This window comes from Leptospira inadai serovar Lyme str. 10 (assembly GCF_000243675.2).
GTDB lineage: Bacteria > Spirochaetota > Leptospiria > Leptospirales > Leptospiraceae > Leptospira_B > Leptospira_B inadai.
Window position 1 is genome coordinate 188,952 of the sequence record NZ_AHMM02000015.1, and the last position, 20,860, is coordinate 209,811.

Sequence of the window (20,860 nt, forward strand, 5' to 3'; positions counted from 1 at the left end):
ATATGCTCCTCAATCGAAAGAAAATCGGTTTTTTAATCGTATTACTTTTAACGTTATTTTTCGGAAACGTAACGGCCTGCAATAACGGTAAACAGAATTGTCACCGAGAAGTCCAAAAGGACGTAGATGTTACCCGAAGTTTAGAAATTGCCTGCGCCCTCAATCCATCCGATAGAAATCTCTGCAATATAGCCCTAATCCAAGCTACGATTCCGTATCAATGCTTTTCCCCCCATTGAGAGGATGGAGATCGAAAGTTCGGAAGATATATTATAAAAATATAAAATTAAAAATCTTCGAACGGAAGTTTGTTTTTCTTCGCATTATTGCATTCTTTGCAAGCGGGAACCAAATTCGCCTTAACGGATTTTCCTCCCTTGGCGAGAGGAATTAGATGATCCATCGTCAGCTCTTCGGGAGGGAATTTTTTCCGGCAATAGTAGCAAATTCCGTCCGCTTTTTTCTTTTTCCACCACGGGGTTTTACGGAGATCTTTTGCAATTTGTCGTTGCTTGCGAATTTCTTCTTCGCTGACCCATAGAATCGGCTCGTCCGGAAGGAAAGATTCACCTGACATTTTATTGGAAGGATATCCAATCCGAGCCGGGACCGGACCAAGAAAGCCTAAGATTCGAGGACAAGGAACGAGCGGAGACTCCCGCGCGAATTCCGGCGGCAGTGATCAGCACGGTATCCCCTTTTTTCAACTCCAACTCCCCGTCGATCGAACATCGACCTTCCAAAACCATTAAAATGTGAAAGACCGGTTCCATCGAAAAAGAAGGAAGAATGAATTCCGAAGGACTTTCAATTTCCAAGATTTCCATTCTGAATTTATCGTTTGCCGTAAGCAAAAGACGCTTTCCATGTTTCCAAGTCAATGCTTGCGAAGACAGTTTGTCGCCGGAATCCGGCCCGGAATAATCCAATACGTCCAAAGCTTTCTTTAAATGTAATTCTCTGGGCCGGCCGTAATCGTAAACTCTGTAGGTCGAGTCGGAGGATTGCTGAACTTCCATCAATAAGATTCCGCTCCCGATGGCGTGTATTTTCCCCGGATTCAATAAGAACGAGTCCAATTCCTTTACCGGAATCACGTTTAAAATTTCTTCGGCTCGATTTTCCGAGATCAAAGTTTCGAATTCTTCACGATTCGTTAATTTAGAAAAACCGCAAACTAGTTTTGAATTCGAATCGGCTTGCAGGACAGTCCAGGCTTCCTTTTTTCCGGAACTTTGCGGATCGAATTTATCGGCATACTCGTCGTTCGGATGCACTTGAACGGATAATTTCTCCTTGGCATCGATCAATTTTATCAGGAGAGGAAATGTCCGCCCTACAAACGGTTTTCCTAGAATTTCTTCGGTGTTGGACGTATAAACGGTTCGGAACGTGCGACCCGAGTCCGGACCGGCATCTATGATGGAAAGGTCCTCCCCGTAATCGGAAATTTCCCAGGATTCTCCGATTTCCCCTTCGGGCAGATTTCTACCCAAAACGGTTTCCAGTTTACGGCCTCCCCAAACTTTCTCCTTGTATATCGGTCGGAATTTCAGAACCTTCTGCATACGCCTATTTTTTATCGCCCTTATAGAGTTCAATTTTAACTTTTAAGTGTCTCTTTTTGAAATGGGTGAAAGCGTCCGGGCGAAACCTGGATAGATCCAGCGTGTAAATCCTTCCCGGAACGAGAGTGTCCGGTCCTGAGCTCCATTTTAAATAACGAAAGCTCTTGTACGTTCCTTTTCCGTTACAGGATCCGCAATTCAAATCGGAGCCTCTGCATTCCGGACATAAAACGCGTACGACTAAAGGAATCTCGGCCAGAATCTTACCCGATAATTCCTCGTCCTTCAAACGTAGACAGATATCATGATAAATTCCGGTATATCTTCTACGATCTCGATTCCGAATTCCGACTCGGAGCAAACCTCGCTTGGCAAACTCGACTGCCTGCGCGGAAAATACGATTCTAGACGGGGGAATTAGGAAGGTTTGCAAGGAACGCCGAGTTGTCGCTTCCTCGTGACGTGCGCGCAATTCGGAGTCAAAACGACTTCGCTCGTCGGGTTTGATGAGAATCTGGTACGAGCGTACGATCTTTAAAAAAACTTCAGAAGAACCCGTGACGCCGTTATCAGGATGGAAGACTTTGGCCAATTTTCGAAACCTGGCCTTGATCACTTCCATCTCGGCGTCGCTTGCTACTCCGAGAATTCGATAATGGTCGATCCAAATTGCGTCCATCCGTTCGACCTAATTTCGATCCATTCCCGATCGAAACGCAAAAGAATACTTATTTCGATTGAAATTCCTGGAAAGATCCGCCTTGATCCAAACCTTCCAGCATGGTATCAACGTCGTTCCTGTCCGCTTGGATGGTTCCTTCCACATACTTTCCGATTGCTTGAACGACTTCCGCCAAATTATTTCTGTACGACCGTACCAATTTTACTCTTTGGTTGGGATTTCTAATATTAGACAAATTATACGACTCTTCCTGGGTTCCCGCATCCGTTTTTTTCTGCACGAGCAAAACTATACTGGCAGGGTCCGAGGCCGGAATATTCTCGTTCTTTAGTTCGCCGATTTCCTCGTTTACGGGTCGGAGTTTCGTAACCAGGGATTTCCGTGTGATAAACCGAATTCCTTCCAGCTTCAATGCCCCTTGCCCGCCGGAAACTTTTAGATAAAACTTTTTATCAAAGAGATATTTTTCTCGGCTCGGAAATTCAACCAATTCCGAGGCGGGGACAAATTGGAAATATTCGTTGTTAATGATCTTCTTTCTCTTATTCAGAAAAGAGAGAAACCCTTCGATCAGTTTATGAAAATCTTTGATATCTTTCGTAAGCCCTTCCATGTCTTTTACATGAGTGGGTTCGAATGGGAGAATTTTGATCTGACCATCCGGCGCGATGTCTTGTGCGAAGACGGAAGCGGAGAATAAAAAAAATAAAATGACGGAGGACGCTACTTTCTTCATGAGTTCAGAATCCGAATGTTCCCTCAATACTAATGTCGTCCTTTATCTCAAAAAGCCCGGTTTTTTCCTAAAAATTCGTTGAATTCAGGCCGGATTCTACGAAAAGGGAAGGGATCGATATGGAAATCAGCATCAGAAAATCTGGCGAAACGAACGTAATCGGCTTATCGGGCAGTTTGGACATTTACACGTCCATCGATCTGAAAAACTTTTTCGAACAAAATATAGACCGAATTAACAATAACGTAGTAATTAATCTCGAAAAATTGAATTACATCGATTCTTCCGGCATCGGGATGTTGATCAAACAACTCAATTATGTCCAAGAATTGAACGGTAAATTTTTTATCGCGAATATGAAACCCGCGATCGAGAAAGTATTTAAAGTCGCCGGACTGACTTCTTATTTTCAAACCTTATCCGAATCCGAGTTTATCGCCAAGTATCCGTAAATTATGTCCCGGCCGCCTAAAGATTGATTTGCGAATCATTGATTCGGTCGACACGAGAAAGCATTCGATTCTTCTTAAGGCTTATTTCGGTAGTTCGAATCCTGGATGTTTCTTACAGTCGAGAATAGGACAAAAAAACGTCCCAGATCCCCCAAAAACGACCCTTATCTCCGCTGACCGGCTCAAGTCTCAATCGTAAACGTCCGTCGATTAATTCCGAAGGATCTACCGAGATTCGGACCGGAGGAGCCGGCGAATATAAAGACCGAATGTATAAGGCATGATCCGGAAATCTCACCTGCGCCTTCTCGATTCCGTTTACGAAAATTCGGAGTTCCTTCCTAGGGAGTTCGGCGGCGCTTTCCGTGCGATCAAACAAGGTAAGGTCGAAATAGACGTAGATGGTATCTTTTCGGTCCGGGTCCGCGACCAGAAGAATATCCAGGCCTTCTTCCGGAATCATTCTGCATTGGTTATCGAATAGAACACCGGTCCCGGCTCCGGGTGCAGGATCTTTGCGATCGGGGGCCAATTTTAATCCGTTGTGAAGGGCCCATACGGATAATTCCGGGTAGGTTCGATAGTCCTCGGAGATATACGGTTCGCCTCCCATCGGCTTTGAAAAATTCTCGTAATTTTTCGTTTTCCGATTTTCCTCGCTAGCCGGACCCTGGCTCGGAGTGACAAGGAATAGAGATAAAAAAAGTGCAAGCCGGATCCGATACATCCTGTTTATACTATCGACCGTCCATCCGGAGGAAACTTGAAAATTCTTAGGAGCCTAGAGAACTTACGGGAAACTTTACAAGGTCCCACCGTCCTGACTCTTGGAAATTTCGACGGAATTCACTTGGGTCACCAGGCCCTGCTTGAAAGAACGAAAGAAATTTCGATCGAAAAAGGACTTCCATCGGTCGTGATTACTTATTATCCGAACCCCGCATTAGTCCTCGGTAAAGATAAGGACCTAAGAAGTCTGACGACTCAATCGGATAAAGAATCCTTAATCGAATCGTTCGGCATCGACTGGTTGATCATCGCGCCTTTTACGGTGGAATTAGCCGGAATGGAGGCGGAAGATTTCCTGAAAACCATTCTGATAGATGAATTAAACGCGAAGGCGATTCTGATCGGCTTCAATCATTGCTTCGGCAAAGCGAGACGCGGAAACTATGAATTGTTAAGGGAATACGCCCATCAGTACGGTTACGAACTTGAAAAACTCGACCCCGTTTATCTAGGTGATACTAAACTTTCCAGTTCTTATATTCGTTCCCTTTTGCGAGACGGCGATGTTGCGAATGCGGAAGAATGTTTGGGTCGAGAGTTCTCCGTATCCGGGCAAGTCGTAGAAGGACATAAACGCGGACGTAAGATCGGATTTCCCACGGCCAACGTCAAGCCCACTCCCGAGTTGATTTTGCCCGGAATCGGCGTCTATGCCGGGAAAACGGAGATAGACGGAAAATATTATGATTCTATGATTAATATAGGTAATAACCCGACGTTCGGCGACGAACAGCTCAGTTTGGAAAGCCATATTTTCGATTTTTCGGGCAACTTATACGGTAAAACCGTCCGGATTCTTTTTTCGCGAAGAATTCGTTCGGAAATTAAATTCTCCGGCGTAGAAGCCTTAATTGCCCAGCTAAAACAAGACGAAGTGATGTCTAGAAAGATACTTTCCGAATATTGACTTTCGTCTTTTTCTTCAATAGGTTTCGGAATTTCCCAAGCTTTTCGGGAAAAAAAAACCGCCGAATAAGGGTATTGCAGGGCGCCCGAGAAGAACCCCTTCTAAATCGTTCGGGGGAGTATAACGTAATATATTCGTAAATAATTCTATCGGAATATGTTCCTGCCAATCGGGTACTTTTTTATAAAATCGATCCCAAGTTAAGATCTCATCCTCGTTTAGTTCCAGATCGATACTCCGCTCTTCTCGATCGACTCTCCTAAACCAGGACACCATTTCGTTTAATAATTCGGACTTGGTCAAAATGGGAACTCCATCCGGTATTCGAATAGCATAATTAGGTTCGTATTCGCGTAGGCATTTGGCATTCGAGCAGATTATGGTATGAATTTCCTCGTGGTAGGCCGCCCAGTCGCGCAGCCGGCCCCTATTTTTCTGCCAGAGAATCGGCGTCCGCTCTCCGCAATCAGGACAAATACAAACGGGAATAAAAGAAACGCCCTTGAGAGACAGAATCGGGTCTTCGACATGGATTAAATCGGAATCGGAAGACATTAGATATGGTGAATGTTTCTCGGAATCGATAGGTTCAGCTTTCTTTTTTGCCGAATTCCGCCTATCCTCATTACTCATATTCAATGCCGTTAAACGACCTTAATCTAAAACAAAAGACGCCTAACGCAATTCATTTTTAGCTTTTTCCGGATCGAAATACATCCCGAGAAGTCTCCGTTTAAGCCGTCTTTTTTAGCGGAAAACAACCCCGCCGAGTCACCAGAAGGGATTGATTTCCGAATCCGATCCGGGGACGATGCCTTTGGCAAAGCCGGTTTATGAATCATTATTTATTTCTTCCGATTTCTGCCTTAATCATCAATAGTCTGCTAATTTCCTACGTCTTTGCCCGGAGATTTAGAAGCTCGGTCATCGGCGATTTCCTGCGATTTACCCTATTTCTGGATCTCTGGCTCGTTTCTTATATCCTATATTGGTCCTTGTTGCCCGCCGAGTGGATGACCTTGATTTTTAAGCTGACCTGCTTTACTTGGATACCCACGGGACTACTTTATTTAGAAGTTATATATAAATTTCTAAATTTGCCTTCGAAGCGGGTTTTATATTTTTTCAGATTCTTAGTTCTCTTATCGATCCTCATCACGACGTCTACGGACTGGGTAATTAAGGGTTCCGTTCTCTACGATTGGGGATACGAATTGGAGCCGAATTGGCTTTTTTTACCGATGAGTGCCGTGGCCATCAGTGCTCCGGCTTATTCGGGACTTTTGCTGATCCTGGTAGAGCGATTTAGGACCGATAACGAAACGATACGTAAGCAATTGGACCTTTTGATAATCGGTTCAATAATCGCATTTTCCTTAAGCGTTTATACGGAACTATTAAACCTAGACGAAAACGGCAGGTTCTTATCCCCTCCGTTGACTCCCGTCTCCGTAACAATCCAAGCCCTTTTTATTTTTTTAGCGATTACTAGATACGGATTTCTAAACATCAGTTTGGAAAGAATCGCCGTAGAACTATTTCGGGATATTCATGACGGAATCATTTTGGTGAAGAAAAACGGAGAGTTCTTTTTCGCCAATCAATCGGCATTACGCTTGCTTCCGACTCCCCCTTCTCAAAACGGTTTTTTCGATCCGAATCAATATTTCGTAAACTTCCATGAGGAGACGGATTCGCACCCCAGAGAATTTCGACTTTCGGGCTCCGGGCGGCAAGTTTTTGTGGAATTGACCAAATCCTCCATCCGTATTTCGGAGGAAGAATCGGGAACCCTATACTTATTACGCGACGTGACGGAAAGAAAAATCTCCCAAGAAAAGATTCATCAACTCTATTCTCATATCGTTAACGATCTGGAGATTGCAAGAGTGACGCAATCGTCGATAATCACTCAAAAATTTCCGGACAAAGAATCGCATCGAATTCATTCGTTCTTTCAGCCGATCGAGAAGGTCGGAGGAGATATGCTTCGCGTGATCGAGCATCCGTCAGGGAGAGTCGATATCTTATTTGCCGACGTATCCGGACACGGGATCGCTTCCGCGATGGTAGGGGGAATGCTTTCCATTACGTTTCAGATAATATCACAAAAGCTTCTGTCTCCCAAGGACAGTTTATTTGAAATCCATAATATTCTATCTAAACTGGTTCTGCATCACCATATTTCCGCAGTATTTGCGAGCCTTTATCCCGACGAGAATCGCCTGGATTTTTCATATGCCGGGCATCATCCGATTCTTATCCTTAGGAACGGGGAGGTGATATCACTGGAAGGCGAAGGTAGAATCATACTTGCCGTGAGGGAATTATTACTGAATGATTATACCTTCCGGTTATGCCCTAAGGATAGGATCGTTTTTTATTCCGACGGATTATTCGAAGTCAAGAACGTTGTAGGCGAGATTTTAGGGTACGAAATATTTTTAGATTGGCTAAAAGAAATGGCCTCACGGGATACTCTGTCGCTACTCGAAGCATCGAAAAGAAAAGCCCTCGATTTTGGCCAAGGAAAGCATAACGACGATTTAGCAATGCTCGTCATCGAAGTAGGCGAACGGTGAACCCTTATCTCCTAATTCCTCTATTTGCTCTCTTCTTAAATTTGTACTTATTTATTTATGTCATTGCCTTAAAGGGAAGACATAAAGTAGTCAACTTTTATCTTCTTTATTCGGCGGATTTAAGCTTTTGGATCGTTTCGACGATCCTGTATTGGTCGTTTCTCCCTATAACTTGGGTGACTTGGGTTATGAGAGCCACATCCATTTCTTGGTTACTTTCGGGGACTCTATTTTTAGAATTCGTATTCTCCTTTTTATCAAAAAATCCTAATATTATTTTATATTTATTCCGGGGGCTTTCCATAGCGATCTTCCCTATTGCCCTTACGACGGATTGGATTGTTGCGGGAGCGGAACGAAAATACTGGGGGGATATTATTTCGCCGGGCATTTTTTACGTCACTAGTCTAAACCTATTGATTATCGCTCCCGCCATTTATGCGGTGTTTTTACTTTTCGTCGGATCTCGGGGAAAGGCCTCTGCGCTGCGCAAGCAATGCTTTCTGCTTTCTACAGGTACTCTCTTATCTTCGTTGCTGGGTTATCTCACTACGATTCTACCCCGGATTCTTTTGGACGGGAATCTGAGTTTTCCGCCTCTAAGTGGTAGCGCTTCCGTAATCCAATCCGTTTGTATATTCATCGCAATCGCCAAATACGGATTTTTGGAAATCAGATTGGAACGAATCGCATTACAACTTTATTCCAAGCTGAGAGAGGGCGTAATACTCCTTTCTCAAAATGGGGACCTCCTCTACTGGAACCAAAGCGCTCGCGAAATGTTAGGTCTTCCTGCAAGCGGTCCACCGCCCGAAAAATTGGATTTATCCTCTTATTTGGAGGACTTCCCCTTCCAACCTTTCGCGAGAATGGACTTTCGAAGCAAGATACCGAAAGCATCCGCTCAGGTAAATGCACTCGACGTTATGCTTCCTCCATCTCGGACCAGATTTTTGGAGGTTTCTTGCTCGGAAATTCCTTTATCAGGGAGGGATAAGGGACATGTCTTTATTTTGCGGGATGTTACCGATAAGAAAGAAGCTTCGGAGAAAATCAGCCTACTTTATTCGAGAGTGATTAAAGATCTGGACATCGCGAGGGAGGTTCAGAATACGATCACAGCCCGATCGTTTCCCGAATCCGATAAGTATAAAGTTTATTCCTATTTTCGTCCTTACGATCGAGTCGGCGGAGACGTACTAAATTGTTCCGAAACGCAGGACGGCTGTATCGAAGTTTTGTTCGCGGACGTATCCGGACACGGGATTTCTTCCGCTATGGTTGCGGCCATGGCCTCGATCGCGTTCAGCGTCGTCTCCCAAAGGGGATCCCCACCGAAGGAAGGTCTTTTATTTACGAACGATTTGCTTACATCGGTGGTAACTCAGCATTTCATATCGGCCGTATATCTGAAGTACGACCCATCCTCGAGAATCCTTGAATATAGTTACGCAGGGCACCATCCCGGCTTGCTCCTTAGAAACGGGGAAACCCAGGAAATCCCCGGAAAGGGAGGCGTATTATTGGCCGTGGAAACTCCTATATTAGAAGAATATAAAATACTATTGAAACCGGGAGATCGGGTTTTATTTTATTCGGACGGATTATTCGAAGTTCGAGGATCGAAAGGCATCCCTATGGGAAACGCCACTCTAATAGAGGCCGTTCGGAAATTGTCGTTCCAGGACTCGGAAAACCTAATCCGCTCGTTGGTTTCCTATTCCGAGTCCTTCGGAGACGGGGTTATGACGGACGATTTAACGCTCTTCTGCCTGGAAATTAACGGTTAACCCTCGAGTTCACACTACGGTTAACCGCCAGCTTTAAACGGACAGCGAATCCGCCTGCTCTTTTACCTTTTCCAAAAACGGAAGCAACTCGTCGATTGCGGTAGGAATTTCATATTCTATAATATCGCCTGCGCGTATGATATCCTTTTCCTCCAGAGCTACCGCTACGCTTGCCAAAGTATCGTTCAATTCGTTGGTTTTTTCCTCGAACGATTTACCGGATATAAATAGATCCGCATAATTCAATCCCGGCAATTTTTGACGAAGCGTAATGAAAGAAGTCAATAATACGTTAATTTGCGAAACCGATTGCGTGAGCAGATGGGTGGCGACCTCGTCTCTGCCTGCCTGATAATTTTCGTTTACTTTCACGAAACTTCGCTTCAATGAGGGAACTGCTTTAATGAAGGTGTTCAATATTTCGCGAAGAGTAGGAAGATCCAAATCCAAGACGGAAGCACGTGCGATCAGGTCCATCGTAAAAAGCTTAAGGTCACGAAGGTTTTCTAAAAACTCCTCTATCGCGCCGACCCCGTCCAGTTTTCCCGCTCTTTGAATCAACGAACTCAGAATTTCCTCGACGTTGCTTCCCGTTCCCATAGGTTTAATATGGTCGTATCTGAGTTTTAACATTCTACCGGCCGAGCGAAGGAGCGAGTTAATCCAACCGACGCCGTCCACGAGTTCCTTCGATTCTTTTTCGGTCAAACTGTCACGACCCAGGAGAGTGGTTCCGACCTTATCCACGTAAGCGTCGAGCTCGTTCAACGAACTGAGCAGAATATCCAATTCCTCTCCCACATAGAATTCCATCCTGGATGCGGAATCGATCGATTTCATTTTCATCTTATCCGAATGAAATTCTTCCCCGTCCACAAGGCATGATAAAAGAAATTTACCGTTCGATTCTATCCAACGTCCGACTGCGTCAAAAATCTCTCCGAGATTTTTTTCGTTTTCCATTGCACTTTCAAGTCTTTGTTCGTTAACGAATATTTCCACGGTCACTCCTCCGTTTCTATTATGAATTCTTTATTTTCCGTCATCGCCGCCATGACCTCGAGAGAGATTATTATTCAGGTAGGATCCTACGGCCTTATTCTTTCCTACCCCCTGTTCCATGTACAGAAACTTTTCTTTTAATTTCTTTTCGTAACTGGATAAATGAGATTCGAAGTTCTTAATTTTCTTATTATTATCAGCGAATTGCTCTTCCAAAAGCTTGATTTTACTCGTAACCAAGCCTCCCGCAAATTGAGTGTACGGCTTTAGGTGTTCTACGAGGTTTACGCCTACGCCCGTATCCATTCTGGAATCCGAATTATTATCTTGGGCGAAAAGATGCCTTACTGCGTCCGGATTTTCGGATAATTTCTGGGACAATTTTTGCTCGTCGACCTGCAGGAAACCTTCCTGAATATCCGCCCACTTGCTTCCAACCGATCCGGTAGAGACTCCGATATCCGTCAGCATACGAATTTCCGAGCCTGCCAACGGCGAAAAGGAGGACGTCGTCACGGTCTTCATTCCGGCAACCAATCTAACGATCGAATTCTCGCCTGCAAGAATTCCCGTTTTCGTTTTCCCTTCCCAAAATGATCGACTAATATCCGGATCTTCCCCCTTACCGTCGGAAACCGCGCCTTCCCGATCCACCGCAGTCGCTTCCTTGGAATACTTTAAAACATTATTATATGCTTCCACGAATTCCTTGATCATCTTGATTCCCTTCTGGGAATCCACTTTGATATCGACGGCGATCGGCCCTTCGCTTTTCTTATGCAAATTCAGATTGATTCCGTCCAGAACGTCGGTTAAACCGTCGTTCTTGGGACGAGTCACCTCGATACCGTCTACCGTAAACAGAGCGTCTTTTGCATCGACGATCGTTTTGGCCGGTTTTGCTCCCTTAAACTCCGACGGAATCACAAGACTAAAATCCGAAAATTCCTTCTCTTTGCCCGTTTGATTGACCAGAATGATATCGCGAATCTTCTTACCGTCCAGCGCGGACTTTAAGACGATTTTGATCTTTCCTTCTTTATGCACCGCCGTGTCTAAAAAAATCTTCTCTTGTTCATCGACTTCGTAAATTACTCCGAGGGAGATCATTTCCCCCTCCGCAAGCGGCTCCGATAAAGTAACTTCGATTCTGGAACCTTTCTTAGCTTCCTTGGCATCGGTATGAAATTTGAACGCTTGCTTGGAACCTAGTTTGACTTTTGCGGGTTCCTTCCCGGAAGGATCGGTAATGAAGGACGGCTTAGCATCCTTATCCATGGAATATTTTTCCGGTTGGAAAACGTTAGTCTGTAAAGGATCCAAAGCGATCGGAAAAACTTTAGGAGGTTCCTGAGGCAGCATTCCTTCGACCAGCCCGGCCGCCTTCAGCACACCGTTCGGATCGTCGAATTTAAGCAAATTCTCCTTTCCGGATTGAGAAGCCGTTAAAGTAAGGACGGTCTTATCCTGGTCTACTTTTACGAGAGCCGGCTGAGCCAAACCCGCCGCACCGGTGCGAATCATGATCGAAAGGTCGCGTATTGTTCCTCCGGAGAAATCGATTTCCTTTTCGTTCTCGCCTGAAAATATCTTAAATATTCCGGCAGGAATCTTTCTTTCGGTATCGATCGGTTCGCTGGATACCTGATGGAAAGTTGCCAATTCTTTAATATCGATCTTTCTCTTTCCGCTTGCGGCAGAACGCGAAGCGTCACCGGTGATAACCCCTTCGGGCTCGGAGACGATCGACTTCGTCGCGAAGGGAGCGGTAAAAGAAGTAATTTCCCGAGTCTTATTTTGCAGCTCGGTCGTAAGTATTTTGAGGTCGTTCCATGCTTTGACCTGCGCTTTATTATAACTATTCTGCCTTTCCAAACGACGGATCGGCTTCGCTTCCAATTCCACAAGCTTCTTGACGATCTGGTTCGTGTCTTGGCCGGAACTAAGTCCAGGAATAGTAAAGGCGGGCATGGTCCCCTCCTCTTATTTCCATCGGTCGTTTTCAAAAAAGCATAAGCTTTTAGAGCAGGAAATAGGAAGAATCCGGGAGCTTTCTTTGCGCCGTTAAAGAATATTATAGAAATAAGTAAAGGGACATAAAACGATCCTTGATCCGTTCAAAATAGTTCGTGCGCTCTCACATAATGGAAATCGTATACGTTACGGTTGCGCCGCCGGGAACGACCAATTCGTAACACCGATAACTTCCCGAACTCGTCATTACGCTCCCGTTTGAATACGGGGCTTGAACGTTGAATGCATCGAAATTGGAGGATGTATTCACGCTTGCCGGAGTGATCGACGTATTCGGCTTGGCGATATCCAACAACCCGCCGGAACTGCCTGATGGAGAAGAGCTAAAGGTCACCGAATCCGTAGTTCCTCCGCCCATATACTCGAAGTAGAGTATCATTACGTTTGACATTCCATAATAACCGACAGGATTCATAACGGTGGCGGTTTTTGGCGTTCCCTTCGCTAACATGCTCTGGCTGTAACAGGGTCCGGTTCCTACGGGAGATATTCCGCCGGCCAAGGCTACGGCCAAAAGATACCCGGGATCGCTACTTTTACTACTATAGGAGGAATTATAGCAATTATTAAGGAAAAACGCTCCCGAAAGGACGCAGAGAAAAAGAGGAAACTTTACGAAGAAACTTTGCGATTTCATATATAGGTTCTCCAAGATATTACGGGCAGGAGGAATATCTCCGCCCATTTGCCAAATCCAATTCGGCAGGAATTCCTTGAAAACTAATTTGAAAAGCGTCCGTTCCGGATTTAGTATCGATCGTTCGTCTAATCGATCGCCGAAGAGCAATCGGTTAGGCGACCTTATACCAAGAACCGAATATTCAATATACTTAAAGTAGAATAGTGCGTATTCTTAAAACGGGAAGTGACTCGGAACGAATTCCCGAACATTACCGGGAAATCGTAACTTCTTGGAATAAAATCTTAAATGTTCCGCTCGGACTTATTCTTTCCAAGGAAAAGGGTATGGATCCGATCATTGCATACCCTTCCCAACTCGTTGCTCGGGTCGGCTCGGAAGCGCCGTTCTTATGATAAGTCCAATAACGTATTTTGTAATCCGAATCGTAATAAAGTCGATATAGGTCGCCCGGCGTAAATCCGCCTTGTTCCGGATATTTGATCGACAGTCTTCTCAAAGGTCCTTTTCCGTCAGGGCGAGGCTGAGGTCCGTCGTAAGTAAGCGTTACGTCTGAATCCCAAGTCAGATGGAACGGGAAAAGCAACCAATAACTATCGTTGATGAATTTCGCCTCCGTTTCTTTGGATGCGTCGTCTATTTGATTTCGGTTGTATCGAAATTCCTTTTGCCCGTCGAAAAAGGAAACATCTTGGGTTTTAGGAGCCCATGTCCAGGTCCTTCGCACCAATTCCTTTTCCGGAGTCCAAACTACGAAGGTGAACTTCAGCTCGTTCACTTTATCGAAGGAACTCCCACCATGAGCCAAGAATATCTTGTGAGCTACCGTTTCCGGCGAGACTGCGCATCCGAGCGAGAGTACGGCTAAGAACCAAACCAGATACAGAAGTCGAATATTCATGACTTTAGGCTACTTTAGCGGAAGAGACTTTTACGCGCAATTTGGCTTTCAGGCCCTCCGTAAACGCCAAACTATCCAGGCAATAATCTTCAACCTGATCAAGTCGTTCGGATCTTAATTCCTCCGGCGTACGCAATGTGGATTTATAAAAAAGTAGTCCCGACAATAACCTTGCGGTCGCCCAAACGATTTCATCCGCAATTTCCTCCCGCTCTTCGCCGGATGGAAGTTCTTTATATAAACCTAATATATCTTTGTATCCGTCCCAGACTTCCGACAAAGTTTTGACTTCGTCGGTCGCGAAATGGTTCCATTCGTTTTCGACGTATTCGCGCAGAAAACCGTGAGCCGCCATTCCGGTCACTATGCCGCCGATTGCAGCATTCACTTGAATTTGAGAAGTTCCGTCGTAGATGGTCGTTATTCTAGAATCCCTGTATATTCTGGAAACGTCATAATCCTCCGTAAATCCCGCTCCTCCGTGCAACTGTACGCCGTCTCCCGCTACCCGGACGCAGGTTTCCGAACAATAAAATTTGGAAATAGGTGTCATTAGTCCGGCAAGTCTTTCCCAATATTTTAAAACTACGTCGGATTTCAGGTCCCGTTCCGACGCCCCTTTCTCTCTCAGGTGTTCGCCTCTAAAATAATACAAATCCATACTGCGAGCGCATTCCATGACAAGGCAGCGCATCGCCATCGTCTCTCTCTCCATTTTTCTCAAGATCTTACGAACCGCGGGAATCTCCGATATCGGTCTTCCGAATTGAATGCGTTCCGAAGCGTATTTTTGTGTTTCGGATAACGCAGCTTGCGCGATACCGACGCCCTGCTGAGCTATGCCGACTCTTGCACCGTTCAACATCCCCATTGTATGCTTAATTAAACCGTGCCCTTCTTCTCCGATCAAGATCCCCGGGGTATTTTCCAAAACCACTTCGCAAGTCGGAGAACAATGTAACCCCATCTTCTTTTCGATCCCGGCGATTTGAACGTCTTTCGATTGGACTAAAAAGAAAGATAACCCTCTCGCTCCGCTACCGGGATTTCCGGTTCTCGCCAATAAGAGTAGAATCGCGGGAATTTCTCCCGTTCCGCATCCGTGAGTGATAAAACGCTTCGTTCCGCTCAAAAGATACGTATTTCCTTCCTTCCGGATCGCACGGGTTCTCAGGCCTGGAAGATCGGAACCGTGATCCGGTTCGGTTAACCCCATTGCACATGCGAATTCGCCGGCGGCAAGTCTAGGGAGCCAGGCCTCTTTTAACTCTTCGCTTCCGTTTTTCTCTATAATTTCGGCAAGATTCACGCAACCGATCGCTATACAAACCGACGCGTCCACTCTGTAAAGAATCTCCCCGAAAAAGGCCCTGACGGTCCAAGGAATTCCCAAACCGCCGTATTTTCTGGAAAACCCCGTCGGCTGGAGTCCTGCGTCACGCGCCTTTCTAACGATTTCCAGCATTTTTTCGGGAAATATGACCTGCCCGCCTTCGTATTTCAATCCGACTTTATCCAGTTCCGAAACGTACGGCGCGATTTCCTTACCGGCAAATTCGCCGACCGAATCCAACAAAGTTCTGTAATATTCCAACGCCTCGTCGTAAGAAGATGGCGCGGTTACGAATCGCTCGTCTCCGGCTTTGTATTTTTCCGCGTCCGCAAAACCGTTTTCGTAGGAATCGACGATCTCCTTCCAAGCAATGAGATGATCGAAATGCAATCGGAGGTCCGGAACGTCGTTAAAGTAATTATTTTGGAGCATATGAATGAGATCCTTGTGACTCATCAGTATGTTCCGCTTCATAGTTCGGTCAATCCGTTTTCGAAATAGTCTATTTTCCCGTATAAGCTAAAATAAACGCATGTTCGGTTAAACGAAGAAGGATTCATTTGACCGTCCAACTAAAAGTCCTTCGCTAGGCTCGAAGGACTTCCTTTAATAAAGAGAACCGATTGCGAAAACAGGCGCGATCGAAAAAGCGCCTAGCTATTTAACGTGCCGGTGATTATGCAGATGCTTTTCACAATATTCATGATCCGCACATTCCACACAGTATCGGAAGTCCATTTGCGGATCATCCTTCTCGGTAATACCGCATACGAAACATTTATGAACCGTCGGAAGAGAATCGACTTTGACCGATTTCATTTGAGTTCTAACGTTCCCTTTGAGATCGCGCCATATATCCTTTCCATAAAATAGAATTAAATTGGAGAGACCGATCAAAATGCCGAGTAACGGAAAGGCGGAACCTGTGATCATCACGTACGTGATTCGGGTATAAAGCATGATTCCGGCCACCAAGAAACCCAACCATTTGATTCGAACCGGAACGATAAAGAATATGTAAATCTGCATATTCGGGTGTCGATATGCAACCGCGAGAAACAGACATTCATAAAATAAGCTGGAGTCTACGGCAAGAGGTACGTACAAAGAGAAGATCGCTCCTGCAGTGATTTGTACCGCGCCTAACCACAGATACGTATTAAAGCGAGGAACGCCCAAGTCCTCCTCTAAGATTTTACCCATAAAAAAGAACACATAAACGTAAAAGATCAAACCGATCCACGGGTTTCCGAAAAAGCTGGAGTTTACTTTGAATACGTAAAGAAGGATGCTGGCCCAATCTTTTTCTTTTAGAGTTAAGGGAGTGATATTCCCGAAATCCGAATCAAAAAGTAAAGAATAAGCGCTCACGATCGCAGTAATTGCGGCAAAGTAACCGGTTAAGTTTTCAATGTGGAAATTTTGTGAGAAGTTTTGTAGGAAACGCTTCAATGGAAAAAAGAAATCCTTTGCTGAAAGTGCAAAATCTAAACGAGCGAATACTTTCAGTCTCTTCTTATATCGTATGAGTTTGGAAAGACGTATCGTCAACCAATTAAACCGATTTAATCGGAACCCGATATCGCAATCCCGGAGTCGGTCAAAACCACTTTATGAACCCGAATGATAGATCGGATTCCAAGGGATATCGGTGACGCCGTAATCGAAACCGGATTGAAACAAAGCGGTTGAAATTTGGCTACGATGATGAGTCTGATGATTAAAAAAATGCGTCACTAATAGCCAAACCGGTAACGTCGCTTCTTTGGCATACATAAAGCTATAGAAGGTAAGATCTTGCATTAGAAATTCCGAGGAAACCTCGCCGGCCCAATTCGAGATGGTTTTGTCCAATTCCCGTCTTTTCTCTGCCAGTTCGTCAAAGGAGCTAAAAACTCTTTCCTTAAAATTCGTAATTTGAACGGGCCTTTTTTGTAACCTATCCAACCAGGCTAAATCCATCAAGATTAGATGATTCCAAGTATTGGCGATGGACCCGAAAAATAATTTCTTATCCGCCTCCAATTCTTCCGCCTTTAAACTAGCACAAACGATTAATAATGAATCATTTTGCCACCGATTATATAACGACATCGCCTTGCAATATTCGATTGGAACCATAACGAATCGTGAAATCTAAGCCTCGTAGGTCAATCGATTTCCAAGAAGAAACAATTCGACTCGATCGTTAAGGAATCGTAAGAAATCATAAAGTTAATATAAAAAATCGGTTAAGATTTTTTTAAAAAAGGTTTTGATTTTTTGGAATATTTAGGAAAGTTTATTAGGTCTAATTTCCGATGCTGAGACGAGTTTGCATAAGTCTATTTGTCTTGAGTTTGGCCAATCCGCCTTGCTCGGCCTCTACATGGAAAGACATAGTTCCTCTCTCTAAAGCGCAGCAAATTCCCCGTACGGAAGAATCGTCCAAATTCAAAATTCACGATACGGTCAAAACCGAACTTCTCGCAATCTCGGAATCGGAATCCAATTTTCCGAAAATCGAAACGACGGGGAACGTAACTAGAGTTCCGTTTGCCTCCTTAAAAGCCTTTGAAGATTCGATAAGGAACGTACGGCCCTTCGAATCGAACGATTCTAATTTCTTCACACCTTTAAATACGATACGCATTTTAACCTAAAGTATTTGTTCCCTTTTTTAGTTCGCGAACGTTACTATTAGGAGAATTTATATGCGCAACGTATTTGCTTATTTAGCCGCAGCCTCAATCATCACCGCGACCGCAGTTCCGGCGGCGGAAGTAAACTTTGAAGAAAAGTTATTCGAGCGTATGGCTCGTATCTATGAAGAATTGCTTTCCAGCGAGGAAAGGAAAATAAACGCCAAAGGGATTGCGTTCTTGGTAAGAGAAGCCAAGAAAAGCTCGCAAGAAACGAGAGTCTTGTATGCGAAAGCCCAAACGTTTGCGGAGTTGTTGGAAAAAGCGTCCTCCCGTAGAGACCAGGAATTTCTTTACGGCGAACTTTCATTGACCTTAAGCAACCTCGCGCCTAAATATGCGCTTCACGCTTTTCATTGCCCGACGAGTAGGAAAGGTTGGATTGCTAAAGTTGAAACTGTTCGAAATCCGTATCTTTCGGAAATGCGCGAAATCGGTGAGAGACTGAATTAAAACTCGCAATGAAACTCGGTTCATTACAACCGAGTTTCGTGGATCTATCCATCTTTCTAGAGCGGTTTAATTTCCGACTTTAGTCTCATTGATGCTAAACTTGCCGTTTTCTTAGCGTCGGAAGGCGACTTGACGCCCGCAGCGGTACTTCTAAACAAAGAAGAAAGAAGGATTCCAAGCGTGGCCCAGAAAACCAAATCCGCCGAAACTCACCCTACCGAAAATGGAGTTCACAATTCGAAAGATCCCATCCATTTAGGGAATCCGGACATTTTTTTCGATCGGGAATTATCCTGGATCGATTTTAATCGACGCGTTTTAGAGGAAGCAAACGATCACGATAATCCTCTTTTAGAAAGATTAAAGTTCCTTTGCATTACCGAATCGAATTTGGACGAATTCTATATGGTTCGAGTGGCCGGAATTCGCAACATGCTTGCGGAAGGGAACGACGAAAATAGTCTCAACGGCCAAAGAGCTTCCGAAATTCTTTCCGAGTTATCCAAGAAAGTTCAAGTTTTCGTAAAGGATCAATATGAGACTTTCGATCTTACCCTTCGACAATTGAAGGAAAACGGAATTCATATCATTATCGATCCGAAAGAGCTTAGCGCTTCGGAAATCGAACAGATTCGCCAATATTATAAGGACGATGTTTCTCCGATCCTCACTCCCCTCTCGATCGATCCGTCTCATCCGTTTCCCCATATTCTGAATCGATCGCTGAATCTCGCGATTCTACTCAGTACCGACGACGAAAAAACCGGAATGAAAAAGGACCTATTCGCGGTAGTGCAAGTGCCTTCCGTGCTACCTCGATTTTTTCAACTGAAGAGTCAGGGTAAGGTCCGCAGGTTCTTTCCTTTGGAAGCCATCATTACTCTTCATGTGGACGATTTATTCTACGGGATGGAAGTAAAGGAAATATACCCGTTTAGAATTATCCGGGACGCGGATATCTCGATCGACGAGGAAGCATCGGTGAAGGACCTCCTCATCACGATGAAAAAGGAAATTCGAAATCGTATCTGGGGAGATGCGGTTCGGATGGACATCCATGAGGGGACCTCCCCGTTCGTTAAAAACACTCTCAAAGAACTTTTAGAATTACAAGACAACGAGATGTTCGACGTGCCTTCACTATTGAATTTGAACGACACGATGTATTTCTACGGTTTGGAACATACTTCGAAATTAAAATACCCTTTCTTTCAGCAGAAGCTGACTTTAAAATTCGATTCGCCGGAAAAGATTTTTGAAGCGATCCAAAGAAAGGACAGGCTTCTTCATCATCCCTACCAATCCTTTGCGGCTATCGAAGAGCTTTTGCGAATTTCCAGCGAAGATCCGAAGGTGTTGGGAATCAAAATGACCTTATATAGGACTAGCGGGGATTCGCCGATCATTCAGTATCTTGGACAGGCCGCCGAAAACGGTAAACAAGTTACGGTCCTAGTCGAACTCAAGGCTCGCTTTGACGAAGAGAGAAATATCAAATGGGCGCAAAAGTTGGAAGAACGCGGTGTTCATGTGGTGTACGGCGTCGTCGGCTTAAAGATACATTGCAAAATGCTAATGATAGTCCGAAGGGAAGACGAGCATCTTATGAGATACGTGCATCTGGGCACGGGTAATTATAACTCGACTACGAGTAGATATTATACGGACCTAAGTTTCTTTACCGTTAACAAGGAAATTACCGAAGACGTTGCTACGATATTTAATACCATCACTAGCTACGCCAAAATGCCGCATCTGAATCAGTTGGCGGCCTCTCCGCATAATTTGAAGGCTACTTTCCTGGAACTCATAGAAAAGGAAACCGAAAACGCAAAAGCGGGGAAACCGGCACGGATCGTTTTTAAAATGAATAGCCTAGTGGATCCTCACATTATACTCGCGATGTATAAGGCGAGTCAAGCCGGAGTGATCATAGAGTTAATCATTCGGGGAATCTGCTGCTTGAAACCGGGACTCCCGGGAATTTCCGAGAATATCACCGTAATATCGATCGTAGGAAGATTTCTAGAACACACGCGTATCTATTATTTCTTATCCGGCGGGGAAGAGAGTATATTTCTCGCTTCGGCGGATTGTATGCCTAGAAACTTCGAGCGAAGAATCGAAGTCTTATTTCCGATTCTGGACGTAAAGCACAAGGATCGTATTAAAAAAATATTAGACGTTCAATTGAATGACAACGTAAAGGCCCGCATTCTCCACTCGGACGGCGCATATCGCAAGCGAGAGCGATTGCAAGGGGAAAAGGCCGTGGACAGTCAGATAGAGCGTATGAATTTTGCCGAATAA

General features: G+C 44.7%; 21 protein-coding genes. 8 read left to right on the top strand and 13 right to left on the bottom strand.

Features of this window, described 5'->3' with window-relative positions; all coding sequences use genetic code 11:
- The first annotated feature begins 2 nt into the window (after positions 1-2).
- On the top strand, positions 3-239 hold the full coding sequence (locus tag LEP1GSC047_RS04705; RefSeq protein WP_010414787.1) for a hypothetical protein: 237 nt from the start codon (positions 3-5) through the stop codon (positions 237-239).
- A gap of 47 nt (positions 240-286) precedes the next feature.
- Here the strand turns inward: LEP1GSC047_RS04705 and LEP1GSC047_RS04710 are convergent, their stop codons facing one another.
- From LEP1GSC047_RS04710 to LEP1GSC047_RS04725, 4 genes are read right to left on the bottom strand one after another with little or no spacing between them, the layout of a single operon-like run.
- On the bottom strand, positions 287-577 hold the full coding sequence (locus LEP1GSC047_RS04710; protein WP_010414790.1) for an HNH endonuclease: 291 nt from the start codon (positions 575-577) through the stop codon (positions 287-289).
- A gap of 1 nt (position 578) precedes the next feature.
- Positions 579-1,568, bottom strand: coding sequence for a type I phosphomannose isomerase catalytic subunit (locus LEP1GSC047_RS04715; RefSeq protein ID WP_010414792.1), 990 nt, complete (start codon positions 1,566-1,568; stop codon positions 579-581).
- Positions 1,569-1,572: 4 nt separating this feature from the next.
- Complete coding sequence (locus tag LEP1GSC047_RS04720; protein WP_010414794.1) at positions 1,573-2,247, bottom strand: J domain-containing protein; 675 nt, start codon at positions 2,245-2,247, stop codon at positions 1,573-1,575.
- A gap of 49 nt (positions 2,248-2,296) precedes the next feature.
- The gene (locus tag LEP1GSC047_RS04725) at positions 2,297-2,986 is read right to left on the bottom strand and encodes an LIC_12936 family protein (protein ID WP_020988268.1); all 690 of its coding nucleotides are present in this window, start codon (positions 2,984-2,986) and stop codon (positions 2,297-2,299) included.
- A 119-nt stretch (positions 2,987-3,105) separates the two neighbouring features.
- Here LEP1GSC047_RS04725 and LEP1GSC047_RS04730 point away from each other — a divergent pair, with 119 nt between their 5' ends.
- The gene (locus LEP1GSC047_RS04730; RefSeq protein WP_010414800.1) at positions 3,106-3,438 is read left to right on the top strand and encodes an STAS domain-containing protein; all 333 of its coding nucleotides are present in this window, start codon (positions 3,106-3,108) and stop codon (positions 3,436-3,438) included.
- Positions 3,439-3,550: 112 nt separating this feature from the next.
- Here the strand turns inward: LEP1GSC047_RS04730 and LEP1GSC047_RS04735 are convergent, their stop codons facing one another.
- Positions 3,551-4,165 carry an LIC10729 family protein gene (locus tag LEP1GSC047_RS04735; protein ID WP_010414803.1) on the bottom strand — a complete coding sequence of 205 codons (615 nt, stop codon included), beginning with the start codon at positions 4,163-4,165 and terminating at the stop codon, positions 3,551-3,553.
- A gap of 36 nt (positions 4,166-4,201) precedes the next feature.
- On the opposite strand from LEP1GSC047_RS04735, the gene LEP1GSC047_RS04740 reads away from it, so the two are divergent.
- Positions 4,202-5,134: a bifunctional riboflavin kinase/FAD synthetase gene (locus tag LEP1GSC047_RS04740; protein WP_010414804.1), complete on the top strand. Its 933-nt coding sequence runs from the start codon at positions 4,202-4,204 to the stop codon at positions 5,132-5,134.
- A 15-nt stretch (positions 5,135-5,149) separates the two neighbouring features.
- Here the strand turns inward: LEP1GSC047_RS04740 and LEP1GSC047_RS04745 are convergent, their stop codons facing one another.
- Positions 5,150-5,689 carry a hypothetical protein gene (locus tag LEP1GSC047_RS04745; protein ID WP_010414808.1) on the bottom strand — a complete coding sequence of 180 codons (540 nt, stop codon included), beginning with the start codon at positions 5,687-5,689 and terminating at the stop codon, positions 5,150-5,152.
- Between the two features lie 278 nt (positions 5,690-5,967).
- On the opposite strand from LEP1GSC047_RS04745, the gene LEP1GSC047_RS04750 reads away from it, so the two are divergent.
- Together LEP1GSC047_RS04750 and LEP1GSC047_RS04755 are read left to right on the top strand one after the other, a co-directional pair.
- On the top strand, positions 5,968-7,716 hold the full coding sequence (locus tag LEP1GSC047_RS04750) for a SpoIIE family protein phosphatase (RefSeq protein ID WP_010414811.1): 1,749 nt from the start codon (positions 5,968-5,970) through the stop codon (positions 7,714-7,716).
- The gene (locus LEP1GSC047_RS04755) at positions 7,713-9,506 is read left to right on the top strand and encodes a SpoIIE family protein phosphatase (protein ID WP_010414813.1); all 1,794 of its coding nucleotides are present in this window, start codon (positions 7,713-7,715) and stop codon (positions 9,504-9,506) included. The genes LEP1GSC047_RS04750 and LEP1GSC047_RS04755 overlap by 4 nt, the downstream gene beginning before the upstream one ends.
- Before the next feature lie 33 nt (positions 9,507-9,539).
- Here LEP1GSC047_RS04755 and LEP1GSC047_RS04760 read toward each other — a convergent pair whose 3' ends face one another.
- From LEP1GSC047_RS04760 to LEP1GSC047_RS04790, 7 genes are all read right to left on the bottom strand, one after another.
- Positions 9,540-10,508 carry a hypothetical protein gene (locus LEP1GSC047_RS04760; RefSeq protein WP_020988348.1) on the bottom strand — a complete coding sequence of 323 codons (969 nt, stop codon included), beginning with the start codon at positions 10,506-10,508 and terminating at the stop codon, positions 9,540-9,542.
- A 30-nt stretch (positions 10,509-10,538) separates the two neighbouring features.
- Entirely contained in the window at positions 10,539-12,479 is a 1,941-nt protein-coding gene (gene fliD / locus LEP1GSC047_RS04765; RefSeq protein WP_010414819.1) for a flagellar filament capping protein FliD, read from the bottom strand.
- A 166-nt stretch (positions 12,480-12,645) separates the two neighbouring features.
- Positions 12,646-13,179: a hypothetical protein gene (locus tag LEP1GSC047_RS04770; protein WP_238325517.1), complete on the bottom strand. Its 534-nt coding sequence runs from the start codon at positions 13,177-13,179 to the stop codon at positions 12,646-12,648.
- Between the two features lie 253 nt (positions 13,180-13,432).
- Positions 13,433-14,083 (bottom strand): hypothetical protein, encoded by a 651-nt coding sequence (locus tag LEP1GSC047_RS04775; protein WP_010414824.1) that lies wholly within the window; start codon positions 14,081-14,083, stop codon positions 13,433-13,435.
- Between the two features lie 4 nt (positions 14,084-14,087).
- Entirely contained in the window at positions 14,088-15,848 is a 1,761-nt protein-coding gene (locus tag LEP1GSC047_RS04780) for an acyl-CoA dehydrogenase family protein (RefSeq protein WP_020988276.1), read from the bottom strand.
- Positions 15,849-16,073: 225 nt separating this feature from the next.
- The gene (locus LEP1GSC047_RS04785; protein ID WP_068872720.1) at positions 16,074-16,868 is read right to left on the bottom strand and encodes a rhomboid family protein; all 795 of its coding nucleotides are present in this window, start codon (positions 16,866-16,868) and stop codon (positions 16,074-16,076) included.
- Positions 16,869-17,027: 159 nt separating this feature from the next.
- Complete coding sequence (locus LEP1GSC047_RS04790) at positions 17,028-17,537, bottom strand: DinB family protein (protein ID WP_020988417.1); 510 nt, start codon at positions 17,535-17,537, stop codon at positions 17,028-17,030.
- A gap of 179 nt (positions 17,538-17,716) precedes the next feature.
- On the opposite strand from LEP1GSC047_RS04790, the gene LEP1GSC047_RS21100 reads away from it, so the two are divergent.
- The 3 genes from LEP1GSC047_RS21100 to ppk1 all read left to right on the top strand — a co-directional run bounded on the left by LEP1GSC047_RS21100 (position 17,717) and on the right by ppk1 (position 20,860).
- Entirely contained in the window at positions 17,717-18,058 is a 342-nt protein-coding gene (locus LEP1GSC047_RS21100; protein ID WP_010414836.1) for a hypothetical protein, read from the top strand.
- Positions 18,059-18,109: 51 nt separating this feature from the next.
- Positions 18,110-18,550, top strand: coding sequence for an LIC13259/LIC11441 family protein (locus LEP1GSC047_RS04800; protein ID WP_010414839.1), 441 nt, complete (start codon positions 18,110-18,112; stop codon positions 18,548-18,550).
- A 180-nt stretch (positions 18,551-18,730) separates the two neighbouring features.
- A complete protein-coding gene (gene ppk1 / locus LEP1GSC047_RS04805) occupies positions 18,731-20,860 on the top strand; it encodes a polyphosphate kinase 1 (protein ID WP_052580647.1) in 2,130 nt (709 codons plus the stop codon).